Origin of the sequence: Prevotella sp. MGM1, from assembly GCF_002933775.1 — a bacterium.
GTDB lineage: Bacteria > Bacteroidota > Bacteroidia > Bacteroidales > Bacteroidaceae > Prevotella.
In genome coordinates this window covers 60880-87176 of the sequence record NZ_BEWV01000136.1, presented here as the reverse complement: position 1 = coordinate 87176, position 26297 = coordinate 60880, and the positions used below count along the sequence as shown (strand labels likewise).

At 48.5% G+C, this 26297-nt stretch carries 18 protein-coding genes; 13 read left to right on the top strand and 5 right to left on the bottom strand.

Annotation, left to right across the window (positions count from 1 at the left end; all coding sequences use genetic code 11):
• Nucleotides 1–14: 14 nt before the first annotated feature.
• The gene (locus MoGM_RS05000; RefSeq protein ID WP_104369128.1) at nt 15–1070 is read right to left on the bottom strand and encodes an endonuclease/exonuclease/phosphatase family protein; all 1056 of its coding nucleotides are present in this window, start codon (nt 1068–1070) and stop codon (nt 15–17) included.
• Nucleotides 1071–1226: 156 nt separating this feature from the next.
• Between MoGM_RS05000 and MoGM_RS04995 the strand changes: the two genes are divergently transcribed.
• The 4 genes from MoGM_RS04995 (at nt 1227) to MoGM_RS04980 (ending at nt 7216) form a co-directional block, all read left to right on the top strand.
• The gene (locus MoGM_RS04995; RefSeq protein WP_104369023.1) at nt 1227–3779 is read left to right on the top strand and encodes a TonB-dependent receptor; all 2553 of its coding nucleotides are present in this window, start codon (nt 1227–1229) and stop codon (nt 3777–3779) included.
• A 13-nt stretch (nt 3780–3792) separates the two neighbouring features.
• A complete protein-coding gene (locus MoGM_RS04990) occupies nt 3793–4716 on the top strand; it encodes a DUF5689 domain-containing protein (protein WP_104369022.1) in 924 nt (307 codons plus the stop codon).
• Nucleotides 4717–4756: 40 nt separating this feature from the next.
• Nucleotides 4757–6109: a hypothetical protein gene (locus MoGM_RS04985; RefSeq protein ID WP_199181767.1), complete on the top strand. Its 1353-nt coding sequence runs from the start codon at nt 4757–4759 to the stop codon at nt 6107–6109.
• 165 nt (nt 6110–6274) lie between these two features.
• Complete coding sequence (locus tag MoGM_RS04980; RefSeq protein WP_104369021.1) at nt 6275–7216, top strand: DNA/RNA non-specific endonuclease; 942 nt, start codon at nt 6275–6277, stop codon at nt 7214–7216.
• Nucleotides 7217–7370: 154 nt separating this feature from the next.
• Here MoGM_RS04980 and MoGM_RS04975 read toward each other — a convergent pair whose 3' ends face one another.
• Nucleotides 7371–9416 carry a hypothetical protein gene (locus MoGM_RS04975; RefSeq protein WP_104369020.1) on the bottom strand — a complete coding sequence of 682 codons (2046 nt, stop codon included), beginning with the start codon at nt 9414–9416 and terminating at the stop codon, nt 7371–7373.
• A 41-nt stretch (nt 9417–9457) separates the two neighbouring features.
• Nucleotides 9458–12553, bottom strand: a complete 3096-nt coding sequence (locus tag MoGM_RS04970) for a glycoside hydrolase family 98 domain-containing protein (protein WP_233210170.1) — start codon at nt 12551–12553, stop codon at nt 9458–9460.
• Between the two features lie 354 nt (nt 12554–12907).
• Here MoGM_RS04970 and MoGM_RS04965 point away from each other — a divergent pair, with 354 nt between their 5' ends.
• The 7 genes from MoGM_RS04965 to MoGM_RS04935 all read left to right on the top strand — a co-directional run bounded on the left by MoGM_RS04965 (nt 12908) and on the right by MoGM_RS04935 (nt 18653).
• Nucleotides 12908–13255, top strand: a complete 348-nt coding sequence (locus MoGM_RS04965; protein WP_104369018.1) for a septum formation initiator family protein — start codon at nt 12908–12910, stop codon at nt 13253–13255.
• The gene (locus MoGM_RS04960; RefSeq protein WP_104369017.1) at nt 13239–13640 is read left to right on the top strand and encodes a hypothetical protein; all 402 of its coding nucleotides are present in this window, start codon (nt 13239–13241) and stop codon (nt 13638–13640) included. The genes MoGM_RS04965 and MoGM_RS04960 overlap by 17 nt, the downstream gene beginning before the upstream one ends.
• A 95-nt stretch (nt 13641–13735) precedes the next feature.
• Nucleotides 13736–14536 (top strand): DUF4369 domain-containing protein, encoded by an 801-nt coding sequence (locus tag MoGM_RS04955; protein WP_104369016.1) that lies wholly within the window; start codon nt 13736–13738, stop codon nt 14534–14536.
• 10 nt (nt 14537–14546) lie between these two features.
• Complete coding sequence (locus tag MoGM_RS04950; RefSeq protein WP_104369015.1) at nt 14547–15866, top strand: dihydroorotase; 1320 nt, start codon at nt 14547–14549, stop codon at nt 15864–15866.
• Between the two features lie 25 nt (nt 15867–15891).
• On the top strand, nt 15892–16686 hold the full coding sequence (locus tag MoGM_RS04945) for a vitamin B12 dependent-methionine synthase activation domain-containing protein (RefSeq protein ID WP_104369127.1): 795 nt from the start codon (nt 15892–15894) through the stop codon (nt 16684–16686).
• 46 nt (nt 16687–16732) lie between these two features.
• Nucleotides 16733–17911, top strand: coding sequence for a metallophosphoesterase (locus MoGM_RS04940; RefSeq protein WP_104369014.1), 1179 nt, complete (start codon nt 16733–16735; stop codon nt 17909–17911).
• A 13-nt stretch (nt 17912–17924) separates the two neighbouring features.
• Entirely contained in the window at nt 17925–18653 is a 729-nt protein-coding gene (locus MoGM_RS04935) for a 1-acyl-sn-glycerol-3-phosphate acyltransferase (protein WP_104369013.1), read from the top strand.
• Between the two features lie 175 nt (nt 18654–18828).
• Here the strand turns inward: MoGM_RS04935 and MoGM_RS04930 are convergent, their stop codons facing one another.
• A complete protein-coding gene (locus MoGM_RS04930) occupies nt 18829–19578 on the bottom strand; it encodes a polyprenol monophosphomannose synthase (protein ID WP_104369012.1) in 750 nt (249 codons plus the stop codon).
• 849 nt (nt 19579–20427) lie between these two features.
• Here MoGM_RS04930 and MoGM_RS04920 point away from each other — a divergent pair.
• Complete coding sequence (locus MoGM_RS04920; protein ID WP_371410502.1) at nt 20428–21195, top strand: carboxymuconolactone decarboxylase family protein; 768 nt, start codon at nt 20428–20430, stop codon at nt 21193–21195.
• Between the two features lie 200 nt (nt 21196–21395).
• Complete coding sequence (mfd, locus tag MoGM_RS04915) at nt 21396–24812, top strand: transcription-repair coupling factor (RefSeq protein WP_104369010.1); 3417 nt, start codon at nt 21396–21398, stop codon at nt 24810–24812.
• Between the two features lie 119 nt (nt 24813–24931).
• Here mfd and MoGM_RS04910 read toward each other — a convergent pair whose 3' ends face one another.
• Nucleotides 24932–26296, bottom strand: a complete 1365-nt coding sequence (locus MoGM_RS04910; protein ID WP_104369009.1) for a TrpB-like pyridoxal phosphate-dependent enzyme — start codon at nt 26294–26296, stop codon at nt 24932–24934.
• Nucleotide 26297 lies beyond the last annotated feature (1 nt).

Below are 26297 nucleotides of genomic sequence, written 5' to 3'. Positions count from 1 at the left end.
TTGCATACGATACTCTATTTCTGTTCTTTCACAAGGTAAACGATAGTGGGCAGGTGGTCGCTGTAGCCGTTGAGCCACACTCCGCCGGCATGGGTGCGCAGCGGGTTGCCCTTGTATTTGCCGGTCTGCTGGAACAGATAGTCGCGCGTGAATATCTGATGCTTGAAATATTTGAGTGTGGAGTAGTCTTTCTTTCCGTCACGGCATAGAAGAGACGGAGAAAGGATTATCTGGTCAAAGAGATTCCATCCGCCGTTATACATAAGCGTGCCACGCCCCTCTTTTGCCAGTATATCCCACCATGGATTGTACATGTCACCGTCACCGACATCTTTAATATTACGCTTTGCACCCAGCTCCACGGCCATCGACTTGTCCATCGGGTCATCGTTCATGTCACCCATGACAATCACTTTCACCGCCGGATCTTCACGAAGCAGCGAGTCTTTCAGCTGACGCAACTGGCGGCCGCCCTGCTCACGATAGAAAGAGCCGTTGAAACGGCTGGGCAGATGGTTCACCACCACCGTGACGTGCTCGCCGGCCATAGTGCCGCTCACCGTGAGAAAGCCTCTGGTATGGAAGTTGCTGTCCTTGGCGAGAGACTGCACGTACGGCACGAGCTTTACATCGCGCACGGTGAAAAGACGCGGATTGTAGAGCAACGCGCAATCGACGCCGCGGCTGTCGGGCCCTTCGATATGGCAATACTTATATCCTCGGTCTGCCAGTGGCTTCCGGGCCGTGAGGTCGTCGAGAACTTTCGCGTTCTCAACCTCGCTCACTCCTATTACCGCGCAACCTACGGATTTGGGCAACACGTCGGTCCCCATGTCGGCAAGCACACGGGCAAGGTTGTCGAGCTTGCTGGCATACTTGCGTCCGTTCCACTTATATGCCCCTTCTGGAAGAAAATCGTAGTCGCGTTTTCCCTCGTCATGACAAGTGTCGAAAAGGTTTTCAAGATTATAGAATCCTACCGCATATACGGAGAATTTCCTCTCTTGAGCCTGCGCTCCGCTACCGACAATGATGAGCAGAAACGCCAATAATGAAATAAATCTGTTCATGGTCATGTATATTTTTGTGCAAATATCGGGAAATAAAATGACAATATATACTTTTTGAATGTTTTTTAATCTAATTTTATTCTACTTTTATACCATTATTCAATTTTTATTTAGTTACTTTGTAGCGAAAATAATAAACAAACAAATTTATAAATTATGCAGAAAAAGCTGAGATTAGCAATGATGGCTATCTGCTGTTCGGCAACCGCTTTCGCCCAGAACACCACCGAGACGGAGGGACAAAAGCCTGTCGACACGGGAGAATCGGCCTTCACTTTCACCGAGGCTCAACTGGGAGAAGACGATGACATGTCGCAGAACGTGACGATTATCAACTCTAACAGCAACCTCTACGCAAGCCAGGTGGGATACCTGTTCAGTCCGGTGAGATTCAGATACCGGGCTTTCAACCAGAAGTACAACGAGATTTACATCAACGGAGCGCCGATGAACGATGTCGAGTCGGGACAGTTTCGCTACTCAATGATAGGCGGACTGAACGCACAGACACGGAACATGGAGTTTGCGTTGCCGTTCGAGGCGAACAGTTTCTCGATGTCGGCAATGGGCGGCTCGAACAACTATAACTTCCGCCCGTCGGCACAGCCCACCGGCCACAGGCTCACACTGAGCGGCGCCAACCGCAGCTACACACTGCGCGGAGGCTACACCTACAACTCGGGAGTGAACGCAAACGGATGGGCATACTCGGCCGGAGTGATGTATCGCTGGGCAAACAGGGGATACGTGGAAGGCACGTTCTACAACTCCCTGTCCTATTTCCTCGGCGTGGAGAAAATCATAAACGACCAACACACCGTATCGCTCGTGACATGGGGTAACCCTACGGAACGTGCGTCGCAGGGCGCAGCCACCGATGAGGCTTACTGGCTGGCAAACGACCGTTACTACAACCCCAACTGGGGATACCAGAACGGCAAGAAGCGCAATTCGCGAATAGTCAATGACTTTGCGCCTACGGCTCTGCTCACATGGGACTATAAAATCAACGACTATATGAAGCTGACGACGGCACTGAGCGGAAAGTACAGCCACTACAAGAGCACGAAGCTGAACTACAGCAACTCGGACAACCCGCACCCTAACTATTGGAAAAACCTGCCGTCGAGCTTCTATAACGTATGGGATGAAAACGATGTTACCAACCGCACGGAGCAGAACCTCGCTGACTGGCGCGCGTCATACGATTTTTGGACGGCATCGAAAGCCAACCGCCAGATAAACTGGGACAGACTGTACTACAGCAACCAGCAGCTCGCGGCCCAAGGCAAGGACGCCATGTACTACATACAGGCCAAGAACAACGACCAGCTGGCATTCAACCTGTCGTCATCGCTCAAAACCGAACTGACGAAGAACTCGTCGCTCGACCTCGGTATAGCGCTGTCGACAACAAAAGGCATGCACTACCAGACAATGGAGGACCTGCTCGGAGCGAACATCTACCATAATATAAACAGCTATGCGCTGGGTACATACCCGACAGGCTCAGACGAGGTGCAGTATGACATGAACAACCCGAACGCAGAAGTGCGCGAGGGAGACAAGTTCGGATACAACTACAACATACTCGTAGACAAGGCAAACGCATGGGCCACATATAAGACAAACATCAAGTCGGTACACGCTTTCGTCAGCGGACGCGTGGGCGCTACATCAATGCAGCGTGACGGAAAGATGCGCAACGGACTGGCAAAAAACAACTCTTACGGAAAGAGCGGCACGGCACGCTTCCTCGACGGCGGAGCTAAAGCGGGAGCCAACATAAACCTCGGACGAGGAAACACGGTGGCACTCGGCGTAGGTTACGAACTGCGCACCCCCACTCCGTCGGCTGCCTTTGCCGCACCGGAAATCAACAACGACTTCGTGACAAACCTGAAAAACGAGAAAGTGATGTCTGCCGAGGTTGGATACCAGTTGCGCTCGTCATGGCTCAACCTCTCGCTAAGCGGATACTACTCCAAAATCACCGACGGAACGGAATGGCAGAACTTCTATTATGACGACGTAAACTCGTTCACATATATTTCGTTCACAGACGTGGAGAAAGAGTATTACGGAGTGGAGCTTGGAGCAAACGTGAAGATCAACTCGGCATTCAGCGTGAAACTGCTCGGACAGATGAGCGAGGCAAAGTATGCAGACAACTCGAACGTGCGCTACATGAACTCCACATCGGCCAAGTATACCGAGGAAATATGCTACAACAAGGATATGCGCGAGAACGGAACTCCACTCACGGCACTGAGTCTCGGACTGAGCTACCACTCTAACGGATGGTACATAGACCTGAACGGAAACTACTATGACCGCATATACCTGTCTTACTCTCCGAGCTACCGCTACGAAAGCTCGCTGCAAAACCGTCATGACGCAGGCTTGGAGATATTCGACAATGAAGGCAACATCCTCCCGGGAGTACTTGACCAGACCAAGGGCAAAGGCGGATTTATGCTCGACGCGTCCATCGGCCGCAGCATATACCTCAAAAAAGGCTCTCTGTCTATCAACCTGATGGTGACCAACGTGCTCAACAACCGCGACATTGTCACCGGAGGATATGAGCAGAGCCGCAGCGACTACACGCAAAGCGGAAACACGAGAACATACAGGTTCTCGAAGAACCCGATGAAGTTCTATGCCTACGGAACAAACGGTATGCTGAACATTACATATAAATTCTAAAACAGCTACGAACATGAAAAAGATAAAATATATTCTCGCGGCTTTCGCCTGTGCGGTGCTTACAGGGTGCATGGGCGGAGAAGATTATGGATTTGACACCGACTGGACCGCTCCCGACACTCAGAACGCATACGGGAACCCGGAGCTGAAAGAAACAAACGTCATAACTGTGGCCGAGCTTTTGCAGCGGTATGTCAACCCGATGACAAACGCCAACGATACTGTTCTCATCAAAGATGACGTGCAAATAAAAGTAGTGATTACCGGAAACGACATTGAAGGCAATATCTACAACGAGGTGGCGGTGAAAGACGCCACGGGCGCGATACTTATCTGCATTGCCCAAGGCGGCCTGTACGGCTACCTGCCTGTCGGCAAGGAGATACTCGTAGACCTCAAAGGCCTGCACATAGGCCTGTATGGCAACCAGCCGCAAATCGGCGTTTCATATACCAACGCATCGGGAAAGACTTTCCCCAGCCGTATGAGCCGTGTGCTGTGGCAACGCCATTTCAAATATGTGAATCCGTCAAAGACAGAGGTTGTCGTACCCGAGGTGTTTGATGTGACGCGCATGCAGGATGCCGACTACGTGAAAGCGTGCCGCGGCAAGCTCATGACCGTGAAAGGCGTGACAATGGCCGAGGCCGACGGTACAAAAGTCTGGGCAAGCGATGCTGAAAAAGACGCCGGCAACGGTGTGAGCCGCTCTATCGCAGTGAACGGGGAAGTGCCCATGAGCGGCAGCTATGCGTCGTTTGTGGTGCGTTCAAGCACATATGCCGACTTCGCCGCCCAGGTGATGCCGACAGGGAAAATAAACCTTACCGGTATATTCACCGTATACGCCAACGACCCTAAAAAAGGATATACATGGCAGATACTGCTGCGCGAAGGAAGCGATGTTGAGGTTATAAACAACGAAAACGGTAATTAAACGTATCATAATTATAATAAATACATTAAAACAAACATTTATGAAAAAGATATTATATTCAATATTCGCCATAGCAATGGCGACATGCACATTCACAAGCTGTGAAGATGTACCAGAACCGTATGATATTCCCGGAGGAAGCGGAGAGGAAACGCCATCAACAGAAGAGCCGACCGGAGACGGAACATTGGCAAATCCATTCAATGCAATTGCCGCAAATGAATATACATCTAAATTGGCTTCCGGTGAGGAATCAGCCACAGATATATACATCAAAGGAAAAGTTGTATCAATAAAGGAAAACTTCACTACACAATTCGGTAACGCCGCTTTCTATATCGCAGATACGGAAACAAGCACGAACAAGTTCTATATATTCCGTGCTTTATACCTTGGCAACAAGAAATACACAAGTGGAGATTTGCTCAAAGAAGGTGACGAGGTGGTTGTATGCGGAAAAGTTACAAACTATATGGGTAACACTCCTGAGACAGTGCAGAATAAAGCATATATCTACTCAATAAACGGCAAAACATCTTCGGAAGGTGGCCAGCCACCGATAACAGGGGAAGCCAAAGGAGACGGTACGCTTGAAAATCCATTCAACAGTGTAGCAGCCAACCAACTCGCAATGTCGCTCGGCGACAACGAGCAATCTGAAGTAGTCTACATCAAGGGTAAGATTTCTTCTATAAAAGAGACATTCAGCACTCAATTTGGTAATGCCACATTCAATATCTCTGACGATGGCACAACAAACAATCAGTTCTACGTATTCCGCACTCTCTATCTGGACAACGTGAAGTATACCGAAGGTGAGAACATCGCTGTCGGAGACGATGTCGTAGTATGCGGAAAACTCACTAAATACGTAGGTACACAGGGCGTCCCAACTCCCGAAACCGTTCCAAACGAAAGTTATCTGTATTCATTGACAAAGAACGGCGGAAGTACAGGCGGAGGCGACATTGATGACCCGAACGCATTCATCGTAGATCCCAACTCGTTTGGATTGACAAACCAGACTTTACTAACCACACTTACATTAACAGATGGAACAACGCTCACATTCAGTAAAGGTGACGGAGCTACGGCTCCCGCATATTACACAGGGGGCGGCGGTACATTCCGGATGTATCCGCAAAATTCCATTGACATAAATGCTGTTAAACCGGTCAAAGATATTACCGTAACAGTAGATGTATATAATAATATCACATGTAACGCCGAAGAAAAAGTTACATGCACAAGCGGAAATGTATCATTCAAAGATAATATAGTAAAGATTGAAAGCATCGGCAACAACAAATTTGTCATCAAGAATGCCCATGAAGGTAATGGCACCGCATCTCAATTCCGTATAAAATCAATGGCTATTTCATACGCAGAATAATACGTTTATATCCATAACAAAAATCCCGATGCGTATTAAATACGCATCGGGATTTTTATTCCTTGAAACTTATATATAATATTTTTACAACAGAAATATAATTATATTTGGCAGACTGCAAAATTACACTTAATTTTGCAGTCTGTTTCTATATAAATAACAAATATGAATAGATTATTCAAAGTATCGACATTGTTAGTTTACGCAGCAATCACTTTCACATTCACATCATGTAATGACGATGATGATAATGGAGGCATTGATTATAATGCAAACGTGAACAAAAACATTGTAACAGCGGCTAATCCGGAACTCGCACGACTGGAATTTCCTAAAGTAAAAAACGGAAAGAGCATCATACTGAAGTATTATTCAGGCGATACTTACGGCCTAAACTACTGCGTGGAATGGGACACGGAGAAGAAATCGCAACGCTGGTCGTGCTACATGATGGTGGACCATCACCACTCCAACTATGACAAACAGCACACATACAAAGGCAATGCCGGGCGATATGACCCTAACAGAAACCCCGGTAATCATCCAAACGAGCGACAATACCCATACGACCCGCAACTACCGGCACAATACAGATGGAGCGACGATTTATTTGTGCGCTCCGGATATGACCACGGCCATATATGCCCGTCTGCCGACCGTCAGTATTCAAAAGAGGCAAACTATCAGACTTTCTACATGACAAATATGCAACCGCAACGAAACGCGTTCAATGCCAAACTATGGGCTGTAATGGAACAGAAAGTAAGGGACTGGACTCCGAATACTATCGGGGATACCCTATTTGTGTGCAAAGGCGGCACAATAGACAACGAGAGCCAGATACTGACACGCATCCAAGGCAAAATGATTGTACCGAAATATTTCTACATGGCGTTACTATCAAAGAAAAAGGGCAAGTATTCAGCTCTCGCTTTTTGGGCAGAGCACAAAAACACAGACCAGTCGAAAGACAATTTACGCAACTATGTGATAACAATCGACGAGCTTGAAGCCCGCACCGGCATAGACTTCTTCTGTAATCTGCCGGACGGAATAGAGTACAAAGTAGAAAGCAAAGTCGCTTATAATTACTGGGGAATAAGATAATAAAAATGAAATCGGAATGCCGATATAGTCTTATACCGCCGCAATCACACAACGACATTGGGATAATAAACCGGAAATGGGAGCGCCACCGATGACGCTCCCATTTCCGGTTTTATAGATAAATTTCAGTCTTTATCCAATATTATGCCAAATATTAGTTTATCAGATATATCTTCTCCTTACCATTATAAGTGCACTTTACAGTTGCACGTCCCTCAATTACGGGGCTTACCTCAGCCTTTACAGACGGGTCTGACGCCTTAACGGTAATCTTGGAACCGGCCGTAAGCGGAGCGTATACCTGATAACGGATGGCATCCGTAAGTCCGTTCGCATTGCTGGTACGTATCGGAGTGGCAGGAATATTTAGAGTCTTGCCATCGGCCATAATGGTAACAGTAGGAACGACAGGACGCTTGAACGGCATGTCAGACTTGGAAAAACCTATACCGTGAAGGTCGAACAATCCGACAGGACGCTGAGGCTGACGGGGCTGACGCTGAGCGCGAGGATCCTGCTTGGGTTGTTTTACTTCCGGTCCCTCTGTCACAAGATATATGGCATGCTTGCCTTTCAATCCGTCCACCTCCGGAACAGGTATATTATAAACGGTGCGCTCACGGCGTGCACCGGCCGGAATGTCGATTGAACCAATCTCACGGCCTTTCCATGTATCGTTGGCATAGGGGCCGTCGAGCATCACACGAATAGTAAACGCACCGTTTCCACCCGGAGTCAAGTCAAGACAAAGAGACGTGCCATTGCCCTTTTTCGTTCCGGTGAAAGCCTTGACACCCTTTGTGTCCTTATCCAATCCACCGAAACCGAAATACTTAAATCCCACAATACCACGATTATTGATACCCGCCAAATCCATGCCATCATTCCATACGTCGTGATTATCCTGCATCCACTCGTTGCCTGTCATATAGCAAGCCAAGCCGGCCGAATAGTAACGGTATGGCGGAAGACCGAATATCTGGAAGCCCTCGCTGGTCACTTCCGCACCGGTATAGGTCATGCCATTGGACGCAGAAGCCGTCCATTCATTGTTCTTAGTATATGGATCGTATGCCGTGATGCGCACCATACCGCCGTCTGACACTTTCTTCTTGTCCCATGTAATCTTCACAGGAGCGACCATTGCCTGACGGGCATTACCGAAACCACGCGGCGGACGATGATAGAACACATACCACTGACCGTTTATTTCCTGCAAAGAGCCGTGAGTATTGTGAGCGGCATTGGTGGTTACAAGGCGCGTTCCGTCTTCATTCGGCACCACACCACGCGAATCTACCAACACACCGCCCGAGCGCCAAGGCCCTAACGGAGAATCACCGAAAGCATAACGCAGAGCGGAATTGGTTGAGCCAAGTCCGTAATCGGGACCGCTGTATCCGGAGAATACCATCACATACTTATTACCAACCTGACGAATGGATGACGCTTCAAAGAAATTGAAGTCGCCTGGGTTCTGGTCTTTATACAACGCCGGATATTGCGTTCCTTCCGGGTCGCGCACCACTCCGTAACGCTCACTGGCAGGAATGAAATAGTCATGAACCTCCGTACCCGGACGGACAGCATACATGTTATCCTGATCAAGCTCGTATGCCGTGCTGTGGCGGAAACCATAAAACACGTATGCACGGAAGCCACGGTCGTAGTCTTTATCGCGTTTATCGGTTATATTCTCGATAAATACCGACGGGTCAAAATCTATAAGCGAACCGGGAAGGCACTGCCGGCCATCGTCAGTGAGGTTAACGGGAGTGAAAGGACCGTTCGGCCTGTCTCCTTTGCAAACCATGGCGACACGACGCCAACCGCGCGAATGAGGATAGAGATAATATGTCTTCTTTCCCGTCTTACGATCTTTCACTTCCACGAGGTCGGGAGCGAACATCGTGTCCCACTGCCCATCGACAAACCAGGTGAAGATAGGACCTTCGTCACGCCATTGACTAAGGTCTTCTACCGGTGCCGACCACATACGGATGTCATTACCGCAATAGGCGGAATAAGTCACGTCGTGCGACCCGATGATATAAGCACGATACTTACCAGGACGATCCGGATCCTCAAACACACGAGGCTCACCATCGGGAAGATGTTCCCACAGTGGCAGATAAGGGTTCTGTGCCGTCATCGTCACAGCAGATAGTACAGCCCATAAAATTAAACTGATTTTCTTCATTATCGTTATTATTTAAGTATTGTTTTTTTATTTCCTTATTATTATCTGCATATCACTTTTCTGGTCTTTCCTCCACGAAGCTGCAATATGTTCAATCCTTTCTGCAAACCGGAACGTTTCACACCATCTATACTATAAATTCCAATCACGTCTTCATCGGCATCATCCACGATTTGACTGATATTTACCAAGTCTTCATTTGACAATTTACATTCCAAGAGCAGGTATTCATTGAAACCATCACCTGAATTTTGGAAACTGATAATGTATTTACCTTCTTTATTTATATTCACATCAAGCTCATAACATACGGCCGCACTCACATTGGCAGTAGTACTTCCATTGGCATTCGGAGTCGCTGTATGAACCGATGATGTCGCCACGGCGTTGCCGGCAGCATCAAGCACGGCAACTCTATAACCCGGCTGGCCCTTCCATGCCGCGACGGCATACGACAACTTGTAAGTGCCGGGCGACAGTGTAAGTGGATAAGCATCCTGACGACCGTACTCGGCACAGTTCTCACGCCAATACAATGCCTTGCCTTGATAGCCGTTGAAACCAGAGAATGCACGCGAACCTTGACCGTAAGTATTGGGATACTCATGCACTTCACCGCTACCTTGCACAGCACGCCATCCCTCCGGCATCGCACCTGTACCCACCTTTGCAAAGTCAAGCTTATATACGGAAGATACATCTACGAACAACGGACGCAACGTAACATTATCATCAGGCATGGTAAATGTAAGGTCATCACCTATCGACACATTGCCGTGAATAACCTCCCAACCTGCAAGCGCATATCCTTCATCTGCCTGTACAGTAAGCATTACCTCTGAACCTTCTGCCGCCTTGCTTACACTGGCCGTCGCCTTGCCATGCTCCACATCACGTATTGTCACGAGATATTCCTCTTCCGGAGTTCCCTGAGGCGCATATACCACCTGATCTATCATCATATCCGCCCCATCCGTATTGGTAATGGTCAGCCTGTTGGAACCTCCCGCAATTTCAGCTGTAAATGTTGCTTTTTGCCACTGGTTGGTTCCGGTCTTCTCACAAGACAAAGTGTATTCCTTCCCTCCTATGGAAGCTTTCAGTCGGCCGGCCTTGTTTGGAGAACTATATCGCACTGTTATGTCATAAGTACCCGCCTGCAGCTTATCAGTAGTGTGCCGCAGACTGCCCGAACGGTTCGTCCCCATCTCCATAAAGCCATTGCCACTGAATCCCCTGACATTCGGACGATTGTAATAAGGCAGCACGACGCACTCCTTTATATATTTAAAGTCCATGTCTTCCGCTTCTATAATAAGCTCACCTGCATATTCTCCCGGCTGTTTCGGAAGATTATCCGTCAAAGCGTTTGCAGGCAACACATCCGTATTACGCCCCGTCGCCGCACCGGCACAGTCTATTGTCACATCGACAGGTCCATTGTGCTTCACCTCCAATGTATACACACCGTTTGCCTCATCCCATTTTGCTGTTGCCAACGCCGTTGCTTTTCCACGCTTGGTCATTTTATAAGACGGCTCGGATGTCACTCCTTCCAACACGATTTTATCAACCACATTCGTTGTCACGTCCGTGCGATAATTATTCAAGTAGCAGTCTATATGGTCCGCATATTCACGTATAACGCCACTGCACAACTGCCCGAAAGTAAGTTGCAGCCTGTCGCAAGTATTATATTCCAACGGAACAGTTGCCGAAGCCGTAGTCTTACTATTTAAATATGTATAAGGGGTATATACGACAAGCTGGTTCCTATGTCGTGACACAAACAGGTCGCCGGAACTCATTTCCGGATACATCTTATTGTATTCTTCAACCTTTTTCCCTTCCGTAGACCACCTTGTTGAACGTTCCGACTTTTTAACTACCACCGGAATAGCTTTCGCCAAATCGTCATAAAGCTCCACAGCCACGGGAATGGTGCCATATCTAGCGGTCTTCTTCAAGTACCAATAGTTGTTATGCCATTGCCCGTTGTCCTTGTTGAACGGGTCGTCCTGCTTGTAAAGTCCGTCATAAAGAGTTCCCCACGAAGCGTATTTATCCTCATCGCTGCCATTCTCGACATCATTTACGACAACAATCTTTGTGCGTTTCACAACTTCCTCCCGTGTAGGAATGTACATTGTACCGTCTATTATCTTGCGGAACATGTCTATCCATGCGTTGTCAAATCCGGGGAACGTGCCCCAGTTACGCCGTGTATATCCGTCAACAGTAGAGTTGCTAAGGTTCTGGAAATCCTCTGTCCATATCAGTTCCGGGCCGTCCCATACCGCACCACCGTTAACACAGGTCTGCTCCATCACGGTACCTATGCCGGCAGCAATGGGATATTTGCGTCCGTGCCCTTCACCAAGTATATCACCAAGCGCACCATTATATCCGCAATTGTCATACCGAACGCCATAGTTCTTTGCCAATCCGGAGATGAACGGCGAGAAAGTCACACTCTCGTTGTTATAGAAGCACGATGATGTAGTATACTTATAGAGCCATAATATTGCCTCGGGATAGTCTCTGCACGCCTGCAATAATGCGGCATTGCGCTTCATCATGCCCACCGGGTTGAGGCCGTGCGACCAGATGTTTCCGCAGAAACTGATAGTAAGGAAGCCGCCATACTTATGCGCCATCGGCACTAACTTGGAGAAAAGCTCCAACCGATCAAGCTGCGTACTGGAACTCTTATCGTTCGGCTCGTCAAAGCCCCAGAACTGCTCAGCGAAATTCCACCCGAGAAAGTTTGGGTAACGCTTGTAGAAATATTCAAATGTTTCCAGATCGTCATCCTTTATATGGGTATGACCGCCACTGGCAGGCTGACATGAAAACCACATCTTATTGGCCTGACATACCGTAGCCCACGACTTAAACGTGCGAACGGCACTCTGCGGCCTCATATACACATCCTTTTCTTTATCATAGCTGCACGACAAAGACAGGTTAAGGCATACATACGGTTTTATGTCGTCAGGAATAAGATTGATAATCTTTTGCGGATCAGCCTGATTCCATACATCCACATGTATCAACCAAAGCGGATGTCTGTCATCCACGGGGCGCCGTTCCTGCGCCGAGACCTTGCCTGCCGTCAACAAGAAAACAGCAAGCATAATAAACATTTTAAACAGTCGTATTTTCATATTTCAAATATATTATGGTATATTAAACTCCATTATTCCCTTTAAAGACACCACCGCGTCTCATTCTGTCCACAAAATTAATATAAATACATTGTACATTCTTTGACGTTTGTTTCATACTCTTTCGGAATTGTTTCAAAGCCGGATTTGTTTCCCAATACATCTAAATCAAGTTATATTCCGATCACCATACCGGACTTATTTCCATGTATATACGCTTAAGCCTCTATAAGCGTCAGTTTTTAAGAAACCTTAATGTTGATATGCAAAGACTGAAAATTCCGAAAAAAACATTATCTTTGCAGAAATATATAACAGGAAATAATGAGAATCGTCAAGACCGTTTTCAATTATATACGCCGCTCCCATTCGCTGAAATATGTCGTGGTTGTAATCGGAGCGATTGCCATTGTGGGCTTTGCCGACGAGAACAGTGTCTGGAATCATTTCAGGAATAAGCAGAAAATAAACGAGTTGAAAAGTGACATAGAGCGCTATACCGCCGATTATGAACGCGACAAGACCCGCCTGAGAGAACTGGACAGAAACCCAAAGGCAATAGAGAAAATAGCAAGGGAGCGTTATTTTATGAAAATGGACGATGAGGACATCTTCGTGTTAAGTGACGACAAACCGACAACACACATTCCAACCGATGAAACAACTGAATAAAATAGAAAACATAATCCTGCTTCTCGGAGCTTTAATGATGGTCATTGGCAGCGTGGCAAGTATATTTATGTACTCATGGGCACCGTATTTATTCGCCATGGGAGCCATCGCTTTTGTCTTGATGCAGTTCCGCCAGAAATACGAAGGACGAAACATCGCTATACAACGATTGCGCCGTATAATGATTTTCAGTGATGTCTTATTGCTCGCTTCGGCCCTACTCATGTATGCCGGACACGGCAATCCTTTCAAGCTTGACATGCTTACCTATATTAAATATATTCATAACAACTGGGTCGTGACTCTTCTTGTCGCCGCTGTTTTACAGTTTTATGTGGTGCACAGGATAAGCAAAGAACTCGATAAAGAGGCAAAAAAAATATAAAAGAAAGGCTAAATGTTTTAAATAGCATAAAAAAAATTCCGTACGTCGATATATCATTGTAATTTTGTCGAAGACAAATGAACAAAATTGTTTCTATGAATAAAATCTTATACGCACTGGCTGTTGTGGTAATGATGGTATCATGTGCCGAATCCTATAACGTACAGGGCTCTTCTTCCATATCGTCACTTGACGGAAACATGATGTATCTCAGAACCGTCAAGTCAAACGAGATAAAGACAATTGACTCCTGTGATGTCGTGCACGGCCGTTTCCAACTTTCCGGAGTCCTCGACACCGTGCGCATGGCAACACTGTTCATCGGTGATGAAAGTGTCATGCCGGTAGTACTCGAAAGCGGGCAAATAACAATCAAGATAGACAATGCGACACAGACAGTTAGCGGAACACCGCTGAATGAGAAGTTATACCAGTTTCTCAAAAAGCACAATCAACTCGACAACCGCATGAGCGAACTGTCTCACCGCCAAAGCCAGATGATGCTTGAAGGCATAGAAGAACACATTATCAACGAAGAGTTGTCACGTGAGGCCGGCAAGATAGCCAAGGAAGAAGACAAACTTGTCACCACTTTCATTGTTGAAAACTTCGACAACGTGCTCGGACCGGGAGTATTCATGATGATAACCAGCGGTTACAGATACCCTATCCTCACACCGCAGATAGAGGATATCATGAGCAAAGCCACGGAAAAGTTCAAAAACAATCCATACGTAAAGGACTATTATCAGACCGCAACCGATAACGAGAACCGCATGCAAGGTCTCGACCCGTCGGATGAAATGCCGGCACCGATAGCGGAAGAAGAACAGACGATGCCTGAATCTTCGGTTGATTCGACGGAAAACACAGAGTTGTCCGGCGACATCCAGTGATAAAACGACAATGAGAACATTAATAGAAAACGCGACTATCGTCAACGAGAATAAAGCATTCTCAGGTTCAATAATCATCGAAGACGATTATATATTACAAATAAACAATAACAAACAACAGCCCGGTGTACCTGTCGACAAAACGATAGATGCGTCGGGCTGTCTCGTTATTCCCGGTGTGATAGACACTCATGTGCATTTCCGTGAACCGGGATTGACCGCCAAAGCCGACATGGAGAGCGAGAGCAGAACAGCGGCAGCAGGTGGAGTGACGACATATTTCGACATGCCCAACACCGTGCCGCAGACAACAACGCTCGAAGCGCTCGACGAGAAGTTTGCCATTGCCTCACGCAGCAGCTATGTCAACTACTCGTTCTTTTTCGGAGCCACAAACGACAATCAGCCGCTTTTCGACCATCTTGACACCCATCGCATTCCGGGTATAAAACTATTCATGGGCTCTTCAACCGGCAACATGCTCGTAGACCGCCGCGAAGCACTCGAACAGATATTCCGAACGGCACGTTTACCACTCATGGCACATTGCGAAGACACGTCCATTATCGACCGAAACATGGAGCAGGCACGTTTATCCGATCAAAGCTTTCCCGACATTTCCCTTCATCCCGAAATACGCTCGGCCGAGAGTTGCTACCAAAGTACGTCCCTGGCAGTATCTCTTGCCCGGCAGTATGACGCCCGTTTACACGTGGCCCATCTTACCACAGCCCGTGAACTCGAACTTTTCTCCACCGGAACTAAAATCACCGCTGAAGTTGTCGTCGGCCATTTGTTGTTCTGCAATGAGGACTATTCGCGACTCGGGGCACGCATAAAGGTTAATCCTGCAATAAAGACCATGTCCGACAGGGATGCTTTGCGACATGCGCTTACCGACGGCCGCATATACACAGTGGCCACAGACCATGCCCCGCATCTGTCATGCGATAAGGAAGGAGGGTGCGACAAGGCTGCGTCCGGTATGCCTATGATACAGTTCTCGCTACCGGCAATGCTCACTCTTACGGATGCCGGCATCCTCACCCGCGAAAGGATGGTGGAACTTATGTGTCATAATCCGGCACGCCTGTTCGGTGTCCGTGACCGCGGTTTCATCCGTGAGGGATATAAGGCCGATATAACAATAGTACGGCACACACCGATGACCGTCACCGCAGACATGATAGAGAGCAAGTGCGGATGGAGTCCCGTTGAGGGAATGACATTCGGCTGGACCGTAGCCGCCACTATATGCAACGGCCATACAGTATATGAGAATGGCCGTGTGGACAGTTGCCGTGTCGGCCGTGCGGTGGATTTCAGATAACCGGGATACAGTGACAAGACATATAATGAGATATGAGATAGGCGAGCTTGTACCTTACATCAACTGGCCTTATTTCTATTTCGCATGGCAATTGCGCGACCATGAAGAGCAAACCCGCATACGCATAGAGGCCGAGAACATACTGTCACGGCTTGACGGGCATTACCGCGTCCATGGAATTGTTGTCATTGACAATGCCGCGAGCGATGGAGACGACATTATCATAGGCGATGTCCGTATACCGATGCTCCGCCAACAACATGCCGCAGGAACTGCCGGACACTGCCTTTGTCTTGCCGATTTCGTGCGTCCTGCGTCATCTGGAGCAAAAGATAGCATGGGCGTATTTGCCACTACGGTGGACATCGGGCTTGAAACCGACTTCGAGTCCGACGGATATATGAAGATGATGACCAGACTTCTGGCCGACCGTCTGGCCGAAGCGGCCGCCGAACGCCTACATGAACAGGTGCGGAAAAACCTTTGGGGGTATGCCCCCGATGAGTGCCTGACAATTGAAGAGATGCACGCCGAGCGTTTTGCCGGCATCCGTCCGGCAGTGGGATATCCCTCTTTGCCCGACACCGGTATCAACTTTATTATCGCCGGGCTTATCGGCATGGCCGACATCGGCATAAGACTGACTGAAAGCGGCGCCATGAAACCGCATGCAAGCGTTTCCGGACTGATCATCGCCCACCCTGCCGCCCGTTATTTCAGCATCGGAAAAATTGGCGAAGACCAGTTGCGCGATTATTCAATGCGACGCGGCGTGCCGTTGGAAATGATGCGTAGATTTCTCGCCGCCAATGTGGATTGAGACATAAGAAAACAACAAACACGAATGTATCATAGATAAAAGTATCATGATTGCAAAGATAGTAATACCGCTGTTACTCATGATTTTGGTACCGGATATATACATATATCTGAACCATATCCGTGCCAAGACACGCCTGCCGCTGCGACTGTTGTGGTGGCTGCCATCCCTATCGATGGTGATATACACTGTCTGTATGGGATGTATGCGCGATTTCGCTCCGAGAGACAATGCCATACTAAACGTATATCTGTTTCTGCTCGGCCTTACAGTAGTGCCCAAACTTGTCTTTGCCATGTTCTCATCTGCGGGCCTTGCCTTGCAAAAGGTGTTCCGAATGCGCCGCAATTACGGTACGGCAATGGGTGTCTTTCTTGCCGCAGGAAGCCTTTATGTCCTGTTTTACGGCTCTTTCATAAGTTTCGGCAAACTTGATGTACGCCATATAGATTACTATTCCGACACGTTGCCGGCATCGTTCGACGGGTACAGGATTGTACAGTTTTCCGATGCCCATGTGGGCACATACGGTCGAAGCCGCGCCGGACTGCTGAGCCGTGCGGTCGACAGCATCAATGCCAGGCAGCCGGACATGATTGTTTTCACTGGCGATTTGCAAAACATGCATCCCGGAGAGATACGCCCACACATACCGGTACTCAACCGATTAAAAGCACATGACGGTGTGTTCTCTGTGCTTGGCAACCATGACTATGCCGATTACATAGCGGCTCCTCAAAGTGTGAAGGAAGCCAATGAGCGTGAGACTGTCGAATTGCAGACCCGTATGGGGTGGACATTGCTCAGAAACGAAAACCGTGCGATATTCCGCGGAACAGACAGCATCGTCATAGCCGGAATGGAAAACGACGGAGACGGAAAGCATTTCCCGAGAAAGGGAGACATCGGAAAGACGCTCGCAGGAGTGTCAGACAGTGCTTTTGTCGTCATGCTCGAACACGACCCCACATCATGGCGCAACCGTATATTACCTCATTCTAACGCGGCTTTGACACTCAGCGGCCATACCCATGCCATGCAGTTCGAACTGTTCGGATGGTCGCCGGTAGCCTTTAAATACTCCGAGTGGGGCGGCATGTACTATGAGAATACCCGTGCCATCAACGTCAGCACGGGGCTTGGCGGCTTCATTCCTTTCCGCTTCGGCGTTCCGGGAGAGATTGTCGTAATCACATTGCATAAAGGAACGAAACAATTACATTAAAAATAACGCAAAGATGAAATACTTATACCGTGCTTTCCAACTTTTGGTGTCATTGCCCGTGGCTTTTATTTCGACAGTGGCAACAGCCGTTACCGTTATTATAGGCTGTACAGTCGGCAACGGACATTTCTGGGGGTATTATCCCGGCAAGTGGTGGTCTAAACTCATGGTACGCATATTCCTGCTGCCTGTGACAGTAGAGGGACGCGAAAACCTTGAACCAGAGCAGTCGTATGTATTCGTAGCCAACCATCAGGGAGCGTTCGATATATTCCTTATCTACGGCTATCTCGGGCGGAACTTCAAGTGGATGATGAAATGCGAACTGGAAAGAATCCCTTTCGTGGGATATGCCTGCCGCAAAGCCCGCTTCATATTTGTGGACAAGCGAAATCCGGGTAAGGTAAGAGAGACATACGGCATGGCCCGCGAAACGCTGAGCAGCGGTATGAGCCTGGTTGTCTTTCCTGAGGGTGCCCGCACGTTTACCGGACAGATGCGCGACTTCAAGAAAGGTGCTTTCATGCTATCAGACGAACTGCAACTGCCCATCGTACCGCTTACGATAAACGGTTCGTTCGATGTTCTACCCCGCATGAAAGACTGGCATTGGATTTCATGGCATCCGCTCCGCCTCACAATCCATCAACCTATATATCCGGTGGGCAAGGGACAGGAGAATGTTTTGGCAACGCTTCGACAGAGCTATGACTCAGTGGCAAGCGCCCTCGATGCCCGATAGTTTACGGTATTAGAGCGGATAGTACAAAATAAATAGCCGTGATTACCGATAGATTCCGGAGCATAACCAGCCATAGTCTCGATGCCGTTCAGTAACCGCATCAGTACAAAAGGCATTCACATGCTGTAATCATGGCTATTCACCCATCACTAACAACCATGAGTTGGAATAAGTCTCAATGTGCTATCTTGGGATATTTTCTCGTCCAACCGTCCCATCTGAGACGCATAACCCCGAAGAATGCCTCCCCGAATATTCCTCCACTCATCTTCGACACTCCTTCACGACGGTTTACGAATATCACAGGAACCTCCTTTATCCTAAATCCTATTTTGTAGGCGGTAAACTTCATCTCTATCTGAAACCCATAGCCCTTGAAACGAATCTTGTCAAGTTCAATGGTCTCGAGTACCCTGCGCTTGTAGCACTTGAAACCGGCCGTGGTGTCGTTAACTTTGAAACCGGTCACCAACCGCACGTACTTAGACGCAAAATAGCTCATCAGCACTCGACCTATTGGCCAGTTGACTACATTCACTCCGCTTACATAACGCGACCCGATGGCCACATCGTAGCCCTCGTCATGACAGGCGGCATACAGTCGGGGAAGGTCATTGGGATCATGACTGAAATCAGCGTCCATCTCAAAGACATAATCGTACCCGTGTTCCAACGCCCACTTAAATCCCATGATATATGCCGTACCGAGTCCAAGCTTACCGGTGCGCTCAATTATAAAGAGCCTGCCGTCAAACTCTGTATCAATCATCCGGTGAACGATACCCGCTGTGCCGTCTGGTGATCCGTCGTCTATCACGAGGATATGAAAACACTTGTCAAGCGAAAACACCGCACGTATAATTTTCTCGATGTTCTCTTTCTCGTTGTATGTCGGTATTATTACTATGCTGTCGCTACTGTTCATGATGCTACGTCTTTTTATGCCGCAAATATTTATATATTATATTGTCGGACGTGTTATTTTATAGTCGCAAAGATACTTCAAAGCCGTTTAACGGCCAAAGATAAACTGCTTTATTCGATTTTATTTATCAAAATTTTGTATTTGCTCATACATCCTAAACCCATTGCCGTAAAATATGTAATAATAAAGTCACGGATTTAACACTTTCTTTTTTGTCGAAATAGAGCTGAGATCACGATATACATCGCTATACACAGTGCAGTGAAATACCTTCCGCTATATGTAAATTCATGAGTTTTTTCGCAACGGGACACCCGTTGGTCCGTGTTCGGCAAGTAATTGCGAGCCGTTTAGCGTCCCGTTGCGTTCCAACGGGACGCTAAACGCAGGCCAACGAGCGTCCCATTGCAAAAACGAGCATGAGAATATACATTTTGCTTAGAGTCAATTTTAGCAACCGAGAACGTATACAACTGACGTACAAGCAGTTGCAAAAACCTTTGAAATACGCCGATATTCTCGGCCTGCGGATTTTTATTTATAAACAAGCGAATTATAAACAACTTTTTGTCAGAATTATTCAAAATCGCCTTGCCATATAACAGGACATGCCCACAAAATATATTCTCATCCTCACATATATGCCCCTGCATGAAAGGCATAAACCTCATTGACACAGGCAAAACCGTGAATATGGTAAATCTTTCACGAAAATGTGCACAAGGAATTTTACGGTACGGTTGTAATTTTGCAACCGAAGGCATACATTGCAAATCAAAAAAGTATAACATGAAAAGACTTATAATCACATTTTTTCTTTTTACAGCATTAACAGTCACACATTCAATCATGGCACAGAAAAAGATCACACAAACCGCCGGACAAACCCAGCTCGGCGACCTGGCTCCGAAATTCGCCGAGCTTAATGACGACGTTTTGTTCGGTGAAGTATGGAACCGCCCCGGACTCAGTGCCCACGACCGCAGCATGGTAACCGTGGCAACCCTTGTCGGTAAAGGCATCATCGACTCTTCGCTCAGTCATCATCTGCAATTTGCCAAGTCAAACGGTGTCACCAGAACGGAAATATCGGAGACGCTGACCCACATCGCCTTTTATGCCGGCTGGCCAAACGCATGGGGAGCATTCCGACTTGCAAAAGATATATGGAGAGACGAAACGACAAACGAAGACGCAAAAGCGGCTTTTCAGCATGAGATGATATTTCCGATAGGCGAGCCCAACACCGAATACGCAAAGTACTTCAAGGGCAAAAGCTATCTGGCACGTGTGTCGGCAAGCCAGATACCGTTCAGCAACGTAACATTCGAACCACGGTGCAGAAACAACTGGCACATACACCACGCGACCAAAGGCGGAGGCCAGACGCTCGTATGTGTGGCCGGACGAGGCTGGTACCAGGAAGAGGGAAAACCGGCACGGATGATGAAGCCCGGCGATGTGGTACACATACCCGCCAACGTTAAACACTGGCACGGAGCCGCATCTGACAGTTGGTTTGCACACCTCGCTTTTGAGATACCGGGAGAAAACACGTCAAACGAGTGGCTTGAGGAGATGACGGACCAAGAGTACGACAAGCTGAAATGGGAATAAGATAAGTACAAGACATGCGTAACTGACTGGAACCAGATATCTATACCTTATCCTTTTGGTGAATTGTGGTGGAATTAAAGGAACGACAGGCCGCAACCGCGTCTCCTTTAATTCCTTTTTATCTGTACATGCCGGTGTTGATTCTGCTCTTTTTTTGGTTGAACGGCCAAAAAATATTACCTTTGCCGTTACTATTCTCGATGAACATACAGGATTTACAAACTATGTATGCCGGGCTTCCAAAAATTGGAGCGCTGGCAAAGACATTGGAAGACAAGTCGGTGAAGACGGTTTTCCTTGACGGGCTCATGGCATCGGCCGCGCCAATGGTCTTCGGAGCACTTGCCTCCAAGTGCCTATCTGCCGTTCTTTTCATTCTGCAAGACGCCGACGAGGCGGGTTATTTCTATCATGATCTCACGCAGGTGACGGGCGGCGAGACCGTGCTTTATTTCCCGTCATCATACAAACGGGCAGTGAAATACGGCCAAAGAGACGCCGCCAGCGAGATATTGCGCACAGAGACACTGTCCAGGCTGGCAGCCAGAAAAGCAGAAGACACCGCACCCTTATATGTCGTCACATACCCGGAAGCAGTGGCCGAGCTTGTGGTTTCACGCAAACGGCTCGACAGCCGCACATTATCTTTAAGACAAGGACAGACCGCCGACATGCCCGACATGATGCGGACACTGCGCGATTTCGGTTTTCGGGAGGTCGATTATGTATATGAGCCGGGGCAATTTGCTCTCCGAGGCAGCATTCTCGATGTGTATTCATACAGTTGCGAATATCCGTTCCGCCTTGATTTCTTCGGCGACGAGATTGACTCAATACGCACATTTGAGGTTGAGACACAGTTGTCGCGGGAGCGTAAGGAGTGTATCGACATAATGCCCGAACTCGCACGGATAGCCGAAGACCGCGTACCGTTGTTGTCCTTTCTGCCTGCCGACACGTTGCTTGTGATGAAAGACAGCGAGTTTATACGTCACGCTGTCAGCCGGATCTACGACGAGGGCTTCTCACAGCAAGCCGTGATGGAGCAGATGGAAGGAGCCACGGAAATGGAACAGCAGGAGATAAGCCGCCGGTTGCGCAAAGACCTGCAACTGGTCAGCGGTTCCCGATTCGCACAGGATACCGCAGATTTCCGCATAATAGAGATTGGCCGCAGGCCTGTCATCCAACCGGATGCCACCATCAAGTTCGACATCTCACCGCAACCGCTCTTTCACAAGAACTTCGATTTAATCACACGTTCGCTCGAAGACTATCTGCTTCGGGGCTACCGACTATTCATTCTTGCCGACAGCCGCAAGCAGAACGAACGTCTCAAAGAGATATTCGGCAGCGGAGAAAATCGCACAGGAAACGGCAAGACGATAGAGTTTACACCCGTTGACAAGACACTGCATGAGGGCTTTGCCGACAACGACCTGCGGGTATGCTTCTTCACAGACCACCAGATATTCGATCGCTTCCATAAATACAACCTTCGATCCGACAGGGCACGAGGCGGAAAAGTAGCTCTTACGCTCAAAGAGATACGCCAGTTTGAACCAGGTGACTACGTAGTGCATGTAGACCACGGCATAGGACGTTTCGGCGGACTGGTACGAATGCCGCAAGGCGACAGTTATCAGGAGATGATAAAAATACAGTATCAGCACGGCGACTCCATATATGTGTCGATACATTCACTATATAAAGTGTCGAAATACAAAGCGCAGGACAACGGCGAGGCACCGAGACTGAGCCACTTGGGCACCGGACAGTGGGAGCGGCTTAAAGAACGGACGAAGAACAAGCTCAAAGACATCGCGCGCGACCTCATAAAACTATACGCACAGCGCAAACAAGAGCAGGGCTTCGCATTCAGCTCAGACTCATTCATGCAGCATGAGCTTGAAGCAGGATTTCTATATGAAGACACTCCCGACCAGCTTAAAGCCACCAACGACGTAAAAGCTGACATGGAACGGCGCCGTCCGATGGACCGCCTGGTATGCGGTGATGTAGGATTCGGCAAGACGGAAGTGGCCGTTCGGGCGGCGTTCAAGGCCGCATGCGACTCAAAACAGGTGGCAGTGCTCGTCCCGACAACCGTATTGGCCTATCAGCACTTCCGCACTTTCAGCGGCAGATTGAAGAATTTCCCTGTCAGGGTAGACTATCTTACAAGGGCACGATCGGCAAAACAGACGAAAGAAGTGCTCAAAGACCTTGCCGACGGCAAGATAGACATACTAATAGGAACGCATAAACTGATAGGCAAGACGGTGAAATTCAAGGATCTCGGCCTGTTGATTATAGACGAAGAACAGAAATTCGGAGTATCTACGAAAGAGAAATTGAGACAGATAAAAGTCAACGTAGACACGCTGACGATGAGTGCCACACCAATACCACGCACCTTGCAGTTCTCTCTGGTTGGCGCAAGAGACCTCAGCATAATACAGACTCCGCCGCCAAACCGATATCCGATAAATACAGAAATACACACGTTTGACCCTGAAGTGATTGCCGATGCGGTGAATTTCGAGATGAGCCGCAACGGTCAGGTATACTTTGTAAACAACCGCATAAGCGACCTTACACGTATAGCCGACATGGTGCACAAGTATGTTCCTGACGCACGGATAGCCATCGGGCACGGACAGATGAAACCCGAAGACCTCGAACACATCCTTATCGACTTCTCCAACCATGACTACGATGTGCTCATATCCACTACTATAGTTGAGAGCGGCATAGACATACCAAACGCAAATACCATCATAATAAACGGAGCTCACAACTTCGGCCTTAGCGACCTGCACCAAATGCGCGGACGTGTGGGGCGCGGCAACCGCAAGGCTTTCTGCTATCTGCTCGCGCCGCCGTTGTCGTCGCTCAGCCGGGAATCCCGCCGTCGCCTCGAAGCACTCGAAAACTTCTCCGACCTTGGCAGCGGAATAAACATTGCCATGCAGGATCTCGACATACGCGGAGCCGGTAATCTGCTCGGAGCGGAACAGAGCGGATTCATCGCTGATCTGGGTTATGAGACATATCAGAAGATTTTAAACCAGGCGGTAGCCGAGTTAAAGAATGACGAGTTTGCCGATCTATATGCCGAAGAAGCGATAGCCGAAGGTGGCGACTTCGTGGACGATTGCGCCTTTGAGAGTGATATCGAGATGTATTTCCCCGACAGTTACGTGCCAAGCGACAGCGAACGAATGCTTCTCTACCGTGAACTTGACAACCTGCGCGACGATGACGAGATAGCCAAATACCGTCTGCGACTGTGCGACCGCTTCGGAGCCGTGCCTGCCGTGGCCGAGGAACTGATGAACGTGGTACCGCTGCGTCGTCTCGGCAAAAGCCTTGGTTGCGAGAAGATAATGATAAAACAGCACCGCATGACGCTTTTCTTCGTTAGCAACGCAAACAGTCCTTACTATCGCAGCACTGCTTTCGACAGCATACTCGGCTACATATCTCACAATCCCCGCCGCTGTAATCTTAGAGAACAGAACGGCAAACGCTCGATAATCATCACCGATGTAAAGACCGTAGCGGCAGGAGTGGAGATACTCTCGGAAATAAAAAACAAGACAAGCGAATATTGAAATTAAATCTATAATAACGCATATGCACGAAAACGCATGGCTATCTCACTATAAGTGACATATCCACCACATTTCCGTGCATGGCGTTTTATCTTTATCAAACGACCTTTACTTCCCCACTACTCCACATGAAGCAGGTCTGCCGTGTTCTTCTCTATGTCTTCATCGGCAATGGAATAATTTTGCAGATCCCCGTCGATATATCTGTCGTAGGAAGTCATGTCTATCAGACCATGCCCCGAAAGACAGAACAGAATGGTCTTCTTCTCACCCGCCTCACGGCATCTCACTGCCTCCCTGACGGTCGCCGCAATGGCGTGGCAACTCTCAGGTGCGGGTATTATGCCCTCAGTGCGGGCAAAGAGCATTCCGGCATCGAAAGACTCGAGCTGCGGTATATCCACACCACGCATCATTCCGTCTTTCAACAGTTGGCTTACTATCGTTCCCGCACCATGATAACGCAGACCACCGGCATGGATGTTGGCGGGCTTGAAACCATGCCCGAGCGTGAACATCGGCAGAAGCGGTGTGTATCCCGCCTCGTCTCCAAAGTCGTATCTGAACACGCCGCGCGTCAATTTGGGACAACTTGCAGGCTCGGCAGCTATAAATTCCGTTGTTTTTCCGTCCTTTATGTTATGCCGCATGAATGGGAATGCCGTTCCTCCGAAATTCGACCCGCCGCCAAAACAGGCTATCACCATGTCAGGATACTCATCAGCCATCTCCATCTGCCTCTCCGCCTCAAGACCTATTATGGTCTGGTGCAGCGTCACATGACTGAGCACCGAACCAAGCGTATACTTACAACCGGGTGTGGTGGTGGCCAGTTCGACGGCTTCGGATATTGCCGTTCCAAGCGAGCCGGGATGAGTAGGATCGGCAGTGATGATATCCTTGCCGGCACGGGTGGACATAGACGGTGATCCGGTGACCGTGGCTCCGAACGTGCGCATTATCGAACTTCTATAGGGTTTCTGCTGCATGCTTATCTTTACCTGATACACAGCGGCTTCAAGACCGTATATCTTTGCGGCATACGCCAGAGCCGCGCCCCACTGCCCGGCACCCGTCTCGGTGGTGACATTGGTCGTTCCCTCCTCACGGCAATAGTAGCACTGGGGAATCGCCGAGTTTATCTTATGGCTGCCCAGTGGGTTGGCGCTCTCGTTCTTGAAATAAATATGCGCCGGTGTGCCGAGTGCTTTTTCAAGGGCGTAAGCCCTCACAAGCGGTGTAGAGCGGTAATACCTGTACTTGTCGAGCACCTCCTCCGGAATGTCTATCCACGCATGCTCGGTATCGAGTTCCTGTTTGCAGCACTCCAAAGCGAAAACACGGCCCAGTTCCTCTACCGTCATCGGCCGCTTCGTTGCCGGATTAAGCGGCGGCAACGGTTTGGTGGGCATATCAGCCTGTATATTATACCACCGGGTGGGTATACTGTTTTCTTCCAGAATGAATTTCTTTTGCTTCGACATA